The following is an 8,772-nucleotide window of genomic DNA, read 5'->3' as shown; positions in this document are numbered from 1 at the left end:
AGATGTGTATAAGAGACAGGCTGTGCACGGCGCCGGGCTGGACGACCGTGGAGCGCGGGGCGATCAGCCAGCGGAACCGCCGCCCCGCGTCGTCGCCCGCCGCCTGACCGGCGCCCACGCCCCCGCCGCAGACCCCCTCGACGGCGCGCAGGGCGGCCCGCACCCCGACGACGTCGGCCCCCGGGTCCAGCGCCTTCAGCTTCGCCTCGTCGAGGTGCGTACGGGCGGCGACGAACGAGTGGGCCCGGCAGTAGACGAGCACCCCGGCGTTGAAGCACTCCCCCCGCTCCACCCGGGGCACGACGCGCAGCAGCGCGTACTCGAAGACGTCGCGCCGCGTCATCGGCCGTCCTCCTCGGCGGTACCGGCGACTGCCGCGGCCCGGTCGCCGCCGGGCTTCTGCCGGGGAGGCAGACGCTCGGTGAGCCAGCCCGGGGCCTGGGAGGGCCGGGTCGCGGCCGGCGCGTCCAGGGTGATCCGCTCGTGGATGTCGGCGGCCCGCGCGAGCAGCGGCGCGATGTAGGCCCGGCGCACCTCGTCGGCGGAGGCGAAGCCGGGCTCGTCGGCCAGCCAGACGTCCGGCACGTCGGCGGCCACCTCGGCGAGCAGTTCTTCGGTGACCAGCGGGGCGAGCTCGGCGGCCGCGGCCGCGACGTCCGGCCCGAAGGGCGCCAGGACATGGTCCGAGGCGTTGTACGGCTTGGCGGCGGAGGCCTGGGCGCCGGGCCAGTTGTGGTGCCAGATCATGGTCGCGCCATGGTCGATGAGCCAGAGGTCGCCGTGCCAGACGAGCAGGTTGGGGTTGCGCCAGGAACGGTCGACGTTGTTGATCAGCGCGTCGAACCAGACGACCCGCCCGGCCTCGGCCGCCCCGACCTCGTAGGCGAGCGGATCGAACCCGAACGAGCCCGGCAGGTAGTCCATCCCGAGGTTCAGTCCGCCGCTCGCGCGGAGCAGCTCCTGCACCTCCTCGTCGGGCTCGGCGAGTCCGATGACGGGGTCGAGCTCGATGGTCACCAGCTCGGGCACCCGCAGTCCCAGCCGACGGCCGAGTTCCCCGCAGATGATCTCCGCGACGAGCGTCTTGCGGCCCTGGCCCGCCCCGGTGAACTTCATGACGTACGTGCCCAGGTCGTCTGCCTCGACGATCCCGGGGAGCGAACCACCCTCACGCAGGGGCGTGACATAGCGGGTCGCGGTGACTTCTTCCAGCATTCTCCAGGCCGCCCATCTCTGCCTCCGGCATGAAGTGAGCATAGTAACCGAGGGTGATTGCGGACGAGGAGCGTCCGCGTCACCGCGCCAAGGTCACGACGGACGTCAGCCGGCGTCGGAGGCAGAGGGGGTGACGTCCTGTTCGGCCCAGACCAGTTTGCCGGTGGGCGTCCGGCAGGAGCCCCAGCGTCGGCACAGCATGTTGATGAGCTGCAGGCCCCGGCCGCCTTCATCGCTGAGAGTCGGGGGCTGGATATGCGGAAGGTCCGCTCCCGAGTCGGTGACTTCGACCGTCAACCGGTCGTGTCGCAGCAGTCGCAGCTGACCGGGGCCGCCTCCGTAACGCAGGGCGTTGCCGACCAGCTCGCTCACGACGAGCTCGGTGGTGTCGGCCAGCCCGGCCAGCTTCCACCGGTCGAGCTGCTCCCTGACCAGCCGGCGCGCGGCGGAGGCAGCGGTGGCGTCGGACGGCAGCTTCCAGACGACGACGTCGCCCCCGCTGGGGACCGAGTGACAGGTGGCCATCAGCATGACGGCCTCGTCGAAGCGGGTGCCGGGTCCCACCCCGGACGTGACCAGAGTGCCCAGGAGAGCGGGATCCGTCCGCGACACGGTGTCGCGCAGCCTCTCCAGCTGGGTGTCCACATCATCCGTGCGGGTCTTGAACAACCCGTCGGTGTAGAGCACGAGCCGGCTTCCCGCGGGCGCGGGCAGACGGACGGAGGTGTACGGGATGACGCCGGCGCCGAGCGGTGCGCCCTGCGGCACGTCGACGTGCGTGGCGTACCCCGCGGCGTCGACCAGCAGCGGTGGCGGATGTCCCGCACTCGCCAGGGTGTAGTCCCTGGTCGCAGGATCGTAGACCGCGCAGAGGCAGGTGGCGACCTGGTCGTCGTCCAGGTCGCGGGCGGCCAGGTCCATGCGGGCCAGGGTGTGCTCGGGGGCGATGTCCAGGGCCATGAGCGTGCGCGCCACCGTACGCAGCCGCCCCATGGTCGCCGCTGCCGACAGGCCGTGGTTCATGACGTCGCCGACGATCAGGGCGCTCCGGCCGCCCGGCAGAGCCACCACGTCGTACCAGTCCCCGCCGACGCCGCTCGTGTCCGTCGGCGGGGCGTAGCAGGCGTCGACGTCGAGGCCCGGTGTGCTCGGCATGGCACGCGGGAGCAGGCTGCGCTGGAGGGCGACGAGGCGTTCCCGCTCCTGCCCGTACAGGCGTGCGTTGTCCAGGAAGACAGCGGCCCGCGAGGCGAGCTGTGTCGCGAGCGCGAGATCGGTGTCGGTGAAGGAAGGCCTGTTGCCCGCGCGAATGAAATCGGCCACCCCCAGCAGTACGCCCCGGGAGACCAGCGGCACCGCCATGTAGCTGTGCACTCCCCCGTCGCGCAGCAGGGCCGCCGCTTCGGCTGTAGGGGCCACCCATCCGTAGTCGTCGGCGCTCAGCCGGGCGATCAGCACGGGCTCCCGCTCGGTCAGGCAGCGGTCCACCGCTCTCTCCTTGTAGAGGGAGATCTCACCGACCGCGTCCGGCTCCAGATTCGCCAGCGCGTCGATGACGGCCACGGCGATGGCCCGGGTGACGGTCGGCTGGGCGTCCGCCCGCACCCCCTCCTCGCCGCGGAGCACCGACTCCAGCAGGTCGACGGCGCCGCCGTCCGCCAGCCGGGGCACAGCGAACTCGACCAACTCCTGTGCGGTGCGCTCCAGATCGAGTGTGGTCCCGATGCTCGTGCTCGCCTCGTTGAGCCACTCCAGGTGGTCGCGGATCACGGAACGGACGGCCGATGTCGCGCTTCGACGGCGCCGGGAGAGCGTTGCCGCGGCCCCGCTCCGCGCACGCAGCGGGCTCCGTCTGCGATCGCCTTCTCGCACGAACGAGCCTCCCGTCCCGCGTCTGCCTGGCCGGATAGAACCATACCCCCGCACCTACACGACGGCGTTCTTTCGAAGGCGGTTCACCACGTCAGCCCATCCCTGTGCTCCAGGGAAGGATCGGGAGCGCGGCTCGGTGGCGGTTGCGCGGCTGTCGCGATCTCGACGGAGGATCGGATCACCGGTCCGTTCCCCCGTGACCAGGAGGTCACAGCGAGCGCACGCGCCGGCCCACTCGCCGAGGCGTCATGGAAGCCGCCGCCGGAAGACCTTCCCGGGGCATGTCGGTCACCACGGCGAGCCGCCGCGGGTCCGGGGGACTTCCGGGCCCGCGGCGGCTCGCGGTGTTCCGTGCGTACGGCTGTCAGCCGGCGAAGCGGAGCGGCCGGCCGCCGGAGAAGGCGGAGCAGGAGACCTCGGCCCTGTTCGTGGCGGCCCGCCCGGTTGTTGAGCAGCAGTCCCAGGTTGAGCCGGATCTCCCCCCGTACCGCGTCCGGCAGTTCGGCGGAGGTCTCGGAGGAGACGACGCGGCGCAGCAGCCGGCTGGAGCGCCGGTGGGCCAGGCCGTGCCGGAAGCCGTAGCGGTCGTCGCCGCAGTCGTGGAGCACGCCCGCGCGCAGGGCCTCCCGCAGGGCGTCGGCCGCCTCGTCTCCGCGCCGGCCCGCCACCGCGCCGATCAGCTCCTCGGCGGCGGGCACCTGCAGTACGGCGGCGGCGCGCACGGCGGCCGCCGCCTTCTCCGAGAGGCCCGCCACCCGTTCGGCCATGGCATCGCGCATGAGGAGGGGCACCGCCCCCTGGAATCCGTCGAGTTCGCCCGGTTCCTCCAGGACGAATCCGAGGACGAAGGGGATGCCGGCCGTCCGTTCGTGCAGCCGGTCCGCCACGGCGGCGGGGACGTCACGGCCGGTCGGCGCCGCCGTGAGGGTCCTGACGCCGGCGACGTCGAGCGGTCTCAGCGGGAGGACCACCGAGGTGACGCCGGGCGGGTGCCGGTAGGCGCGGCCCAACGGCAGCGGCCCGCTCCTGAGGTCCTCGCGGCGGTAGCTGAGGACGGTGGCGAGGCCCGGCGGCGGGTCGTCGGTCAGGAAGCGGAGCAGGTCCCGGGTGCCGTCGTCGGCCCGGTGGAGGTCCTCCACGACGACGGCCACCGGGGACACCGCCGCGAGCAGTGCCCGCACGGCCCGGAAGAGGCGGTGGGCCGCCGCCTGCGGGTCGAGCGACGGGTCCGGATCGGGCGGCAGTTGGCCGGCGAGTTCGGGAAGGTAGGGGCGCAGGGCCCCGCAGACCGGGTTGAGCCGTTCGGGGATCGCACCCTCCAGGGTGCGCAGGACGTCGAAGAACGGGACCGTACGGGAAGGGCTCACGCAGCGGTGGGCAGGCGCCGGCGAGGACCCGTGCGCTGGGCGGGCCCACGGGTCCGGGCGCGGGGCGTCCGACGGCCTCCCGGATCAGCCGGGTCTTGCCGACGCCCGTCTCCCCCTCGATCAGGGCGACCGACGGCGGGTGGGCCATCGCGTCGAGCAGGGCGTGCAGTTCTCCGGTGCGTCCGACCAGCACCAACGTGGACTCCCCTGATGGCGGCGGCAGATGTCGGCGAAACTACCCCCGGCCGACGGACCGTCCAGCAGCGCGCCCGCATCCCGGCGTGAACATCGCGGCCCCGGGGCACGTACCCCTGACCGAGGCCATCAGGACAGGGACACCGACGAAGGGAATGCCGCGATGAGCGCAACGCAGGAGCGCCGGAGCCTCCTCGGACGCCGCACGGTCGTCGCCGCGGTGGGAGCGGCCGGAGCGGCCGCCGCCCTCACCGCGTGCGGGGGATCGGACGGCTCGGAAGGGCCGGAAGGGTCGGACACGGTCGAGCAGCCCGGGAGCGGCGGCGGGAAGGTCGGAGAGGTGCTCGCCGCGACCGCGGACATCCCGGAGGGCGGCGGGGTGGTCTTCGCCGCGCAGAAGGTCGTGGTGACCCAGCCGCAGCCGGGCGAGTTCAAGGCGTTCTCGTCCACGTGCACCCATCAGGGCTGCGCGGTCAAGGACGTCTCGGGCGGCACGATCACGTGTCCCTGTCACAACTCCACGTTCGACGCCGCCACGGGCAGCCCGACCGGCGGACCCGCTACCCGACCGCTGCCCGCCCGTGAGATCACCGTCGAGGGCGACTCGATCAGGCTGGCGTAGCCGCCCCCTGCCCCGCCCCCTGCTCGCGCGGTCGCTCCCAGCTGCCGAGAACGGCGTCGGTGGTGGTGACGGTGGCAACGAGGGCGAGCGTGTTGCGGATCATCGCGGGGGTGTAGTCGGCGGGCACCCCCGCGATGGCGTCGACCGGTACGACGGCCGTGTAGCCGAGGTTGACCGCGTCGAAGACGGCGTTGGGGATGGCGATGTTGGCCGATACGCCGGTGACGACGAGCGTCCGGCAGCCGAGATTGCGCAGCAGCGGGCCGACGTCGGTCCCGGCCAGGGGCGAGAGGCCGTGCAGCCGCCGGACGACGAGGTCCTCGTCGGCCACCTCGATGGGGGGCGCGACGTGGACGGCGGTGCTGCCTGTGTGCTGCTGGACGGGGAGCCGGGCGGCGGCGTGGAAGAGCCGGGCGTTGTGGTTGCCGCCGCGACCGTCGGGCCGGCTCTCGGCGATGGCGTGCATCACCTGGACGCCGCTCCGGTGGGCGGCGGCGACGAGGCGGGCGATGTGGGCGAGCGCGCCCGACGAGCGGGCGACGGCGGCGAGTTCGGGCAGGGCGCTGTCCGGCCCCACGACTCCCCGCTGGCACTCGACGGTCAACAGGACGGTGGTGGCGGGGTCGAGCAGCTCGGCGAGCCGCTCCTGTGATGGTCTCGACGGCACGGGCGTGCCTCCCTTTCCTCGTGTCCGGCTCCCGTTCCTGACGTCCGGCTCTCCTTCCCGGTGTCCGCCGTCCGGTGCTGGGCTGACTTCCGCGCGCGGACCGGGCGCGCGAGAGTAGCGGCCATTGCGTCACGAGGGAAGGGCGTCCATCATTCCTGACAACCAGTCAGATCTCAGGAGAGGGCGGTCATGACCGATACCCAGCGACGAGGCCGCCGGATCATGATGACGCCCGGGGAGCGGGACGCCTATCTCGGCGAACAGCGCACCTGCCGGGTGGCGACGCTCGGCTCCGACGGGGCCCCGCACATCGGGGCTCTCTGGTTCGTCTGGGACGGTGGCTCCCTCTGGCTGTACTCCATCACGCGCAGCCTGCGCTGGTCCCAGCTGCGCGGGGACGCCAGGATCGCCGTGGTCGTGGACGACGGCGAGGGGTACGGGGAACTGCGCGGCGTGGAGCTGACCGGCCGGGCGGAGTTCGTCGGCGAGGCACCCCGCACGGGTGAGCCCTGCCCCGAACTGGCCGAGCCGGAGCGGCTGTTTCCCGTGAAGTACTTCGGCATGACGGAGATGCCGCACGACGGACGGCACGCCTGGCTGCGACTCACCCCGGAGACGATCACTTCCTGGGACTTCCGCAAGCTCGCCGATCTCGCCTGAGCCCCTAGCCCTACCTCTGCCTCTGCCTCTGCCTCTGCCTCCCTGCCTCTGCGCCTGGCCCTGGCCCTGGCCTACGCGCTATCCGCTATCCCCTATCCGCTGCCCGCCGACACGCCCGCGCCCGCCGCCCGCAGCGCCTTCACCGCGGCGCGGACCGACGGGCGGCGGTCCGCGTCCGTGCGCCAGACCGCGTGGACGTGCCGCCGCATGGTCTGCCGCACCGGTACCAGTCGCACCCCTTCGGGGACCGGGCCGCGCCCCAGCCGGGGGGCCACGCAGACGCCGAACCCGGCTGCGATCAGGGCGAGTTGCGTGTGGTGTTCACCGGCCAGGTGGGCGATGCGCGGTTCGATGCCCCGGGAACGCAGGGTGAACATCAGCCACTCGTAACAGAATTCGCCCTCCGGCCAGGACACCCACGGGTCGTCCGCGAAGTCCTCCAGCTCCACCTCGTCACGCTCCGCCAGCGGATGTCCGGCCGGCATGGCGATGTCCGGTGCGTCGTCGAGGAGTTCGGCCTTCGCCAGCCCGCCGGGCACGGGCAGCCGCTTGTTGCTCCAGTCGAGCACGACGGCCAGGTCGACGTCGCCGCGGAGCACCGCGCGCAGCCCCTGCTCGGGCTCCAGCTCCCGGGTGCGGACGGTGAGGTCGGGGTGGTCCGCGCGCAGAGAGGTGAGCATCGCGGGGAACAGCCCGCGGGCCGCGGTCGGGAAGGCGCTGATCCGCACCTCGCCGACGACCTCGCCGCGCTGCGCCTCGATGTCCGACTGGGCCAGCTCCACCTGCGACAGGATCCGGGCGGCGTGGTCCGCGAGCAGCCGGCCGGCATCGGTGAGGCGGACGCCGCGGCCGTTCTTCGCGAGCAGCCGCTGCCCCACCTCTCGCTCCAGCTTCGCCATTTGCTGCGAGACCGCCGACGTCGTGACGTGCAGCCCGTCGGCCGCCCCGCTCACCGAGCCGTGCCGGGCGAGGGCGTCCAGCGTGCGCAGCCGCTCCAGGTTCAACATATAAGCAATGCTACGCGAACGAGCACAGAAAGATTCGCTTGTCCTACGACGTCATCTTCGCCAGGGTGGACCTCATGAGCGCTCCCTGCGAGCCGAGGGTCACGGCCCCGGCGTCAGCACCTCCCCCGCCGACCGCCCCGACCGCCCCGACCGCGCCCGCCGCGCGGCGCCCGGCCCTCGACTGGCGGATCCGGTTCGCGGGGCTCTCGCTCATCTGGGGGTTCAGCTTTCTGCTGATCAAGGTCGGGACCGAGGGCTACGCCCCGTTCCAGGTCACCTTCGGCCGGCTGCTGGCCGGTACGACGGTGCTGGTCGCCGCCATGGCGATGCGTCGGGAGCGGCTGCCGCGCTCCGCCCGGACCTGGGGGCACCTCACGGTCGCGGCACTCCTTCTCAACGCGCTGCCGTTCTCGCTCTTCTCCTACGCGGAGCTGACGATCCCCTCGACGCTGGCCGGGATCTGCAACGCGACCTCACCGCTGTGGGGCATGGCGCTCTCGGTGGTCGCCCTGTCGGAGGACCGCCCGACCCGCCGCCGGGTGGCCGGTCTCGGCGTCGGCTTCCTCGGCGTCCTCACCGTGCTGGGCGCCTGGCAGGGCTTCTCCGGCCTGGATCTGCCGGGTACGGGCATGGCGCTGCTCGCCTCGTTCTGCTATCCGGTCGGCTGGATCTACGTCCGCCGCACCCTGGCCGGAACGGGGTCGTCGACGCTGACGCTGACGGGCAGCCAGCTCTTCCTCGGTACGTTGCAACTTGCCGTGGTCACACCGCTGTTCACCTCGGCCCCCACGTCCTTCCCGCTGCTCCCGACCCTCTCGGTGCTCGCCTTGGGCGCGCTGGGCACGGGCCTCGCGGTGCTGCTCCAGTACGGCCTGGTCCAGGAGGTCGGTCCGACGACGGCCCAGATGGTCACGTACTTCATCCCGGTGATCGCGACGGCTGCGGGCGTCACGCTGCTCGGCGAACAGCTGAGCTGGAACACCCCGGTCGGGGCTCTGATCGTCCTCGTCGGGGCGGCCCTCACCCAGAGTCGGGCCCGTCCCTCCGCCGCTCCGGGGCCCGCGGCCGACCGAGCCGACGCACCGGGCACGGCCGACCGAGCCGACACACCCGGCGCGGGCACGGGCGGCCTCAGCCGTAGCTGACGGCTGTCTCTTATACACATCT

Annotated in this window: 9 protein-coding genes; 3 read left to right on the top strand and 6 right to left on the bottom strand. The window is 72.8% G+C overall.

Features of this window, described 5'->3' with window-relative positions; genetic code table 11:
- From CR470_RS32895 to CR470_RS32880, 4 genes are all read right to left on the bottom strand, one after another.
- The coding region (locus tag CR470_RS32895) for a DUF3037 domain-containing protein (RefSeq protein ID WP_097871117.1) at window positions 1-343 on the bottom strand (343 nt) is incomplete at its 3' end.
- The gene (locus CR470_RS32890; protein ID WP_097871116.1) at window positions 340-1,215 is read right to left on the bottom strand and encodes a HipA family kinase; all 876 of its coding nucleotides are present in this window, start codon (window positions 1,213-1,215) and stop codon (window positions 340-342) included. The genes CR470_RS32895 and CR470_RS32890, both read right to left, overlap by 4 nt.
- A gap of 105 nt (window positions 1,216-1,320) precedes the next feature.
- Window positions 1,321-2,985: an ATP-binding SpoIIE family protein phosphatase gene (locus CR470_RS32885; protein ID WP_097871115.1), complete on the bottom strand. Its 1,665-nt coding sequence runs from the start codon at window positions 2,983-2,985 to the stop codon at window positions 1,321-1,323.
- 185 nt (window positions 2,986-3,170) lie between these two features.
- Window positions 3,171-4,454, bottom strand: a complete 1,284-nt coding sequence (locus tag CR470_RS32880) for an AAA family ATPase (protein ID WP_179892452.1) — start codon at window positions 4,452-4,454, stop codon at window positions 3,171-3,173.
- 358 nt (window positions 4,455-4,812) lie between these two features.
- Between CR470_RS32880 and CR470_RS32875 the strand changes: the two genes are divergently transcribed.
- Window positions 4,813-5,271 carry a Rieske (2Fe-2S) protein gene (locus CR470_RS32875; RefSeq protein ID WP_097871114.1) on the top strand — a complete coding sequence of 153 codons (459 nt, stop codon included), beginning with the start codon at window positions 4,813-4,815 and terminating at the stop codon, window positions 5,269-5,271.
- Here CR470_RS32875 and CR470_RS32870 read toward each other — a convergent pair.
- Complete coding sequence (locus tag CR470_RS32870; protein ID WP_097871113.1) at window positions 5,258-5,938, bottom strand: cysteine hydrolase; 681 nt, start codon at window positions 5,936-5,938, stop codon at window positions 5,258-5,260. The genes CR470_RS32875 and CR470_RS32870 overlap by 14 nt on opposite strands.
- 189 nt (window positions 5,939-6,127) lie before the next feature.
- Here CR470_RS32870 and CR470_RS32865 point away from each other — a divergent pair, with 189 nt between their 5' ends.
- Window positions 6,128-6,598, top strand: coding sequence for a pyridoxamine 5'-phosphate oxidase family protein (locus tag CR470_RS32865; protein WP_097871112.1), 471 nt, complete (start codon window positions 6,128-6,130; stop codon window positions 6,596-6,598).
- A 92-nt stretch (window positions 6,599-6,690) separates the two neighbouring features.
- Here CR470_RS32865 and CR470_RS32860 read toward each other — a convergent pair whose 3' ends face one another.
- Complete coding sequence (locus tag CR470_RS32860) at window positions 6,691-7,605, bottom strand: LysR family transcriptional regulator (RefSeq protein ID WP_097871111.1); 915 nt, start codon at window positions 7,603-7,605, stop codon at window positions 6,691-6,693.
- Between the two features lie 74 nt (window positions 7,606-7,679).
- On the opposite strand from CR470_RS32860, the gene CR470_RS32855 reads away from it, so the two are divergent.
- A complete protein-coding gene (locus CR470_RS32855; protein WP_097871118.1) occupies window positions 7,680-8,750 on the top strand; it encodes a DMT family transporter in 1,071 nt (356 codons plus the stop codon).
- The last annotated feature ends 22 nt before the right edge of the window (window positions 8,751-8,772 follow it).

The sequence above is a fragment of the Streptomyces sp. rh34 genome, from assembly GCF_002551245.1.
In the GTDB taxonomy this organism is placed as follows: domain Bacteria; phylum Actinomycetota; class Actinomycetes; order Streptomycetales; family Streptomycetaceae; genus Streptomyces.
This window is presented reverse-complemented; position numbering and strand designations above follow the sequence as displayed.

What these genes read in the sequence shown, in the direction of transcription:
- CR470_RS32865 (WP_097871112.1), top strand. Translation starts at nt 6,128, where the DNA reads ATGACCGATACCCAGCGACGAGGCCGCCGGATCATGATGACGCCCGGG.
- CR470_RS32855 (WP_097871118.1), top strand. Translation starts at nt 7,680, where the DNA reads ATGAGCGCTCCCTGCGAGCCGAGGGTCACGGCCCCGGCGTCAGCACCT.
- CR470_RS32860 (WP_097871111.1), bottom strand. Translation starts at nt 7,605, where the DNA reads ATGTTGAACCTGGAGCGGCTGCGCACGCTGGACGCCCTCGCCCGGCAC.
- CR470_RS32890 (WP_097871116.1), bottom strand. Translation starts at nt 1,215, where the DNA reads ATGCTGGAAGAAGTCACCGCGACCCGCTATGTCACGCCCCTGCGTGAG.
- CR470_RS32875 (WP_097871114.1), top strand. Translation starts at nt 4,813, where the DNA reads ATGAGCGCAACGCAGGAGCGCCGGAGCCTCCTCGGACGCCGCACGGTC.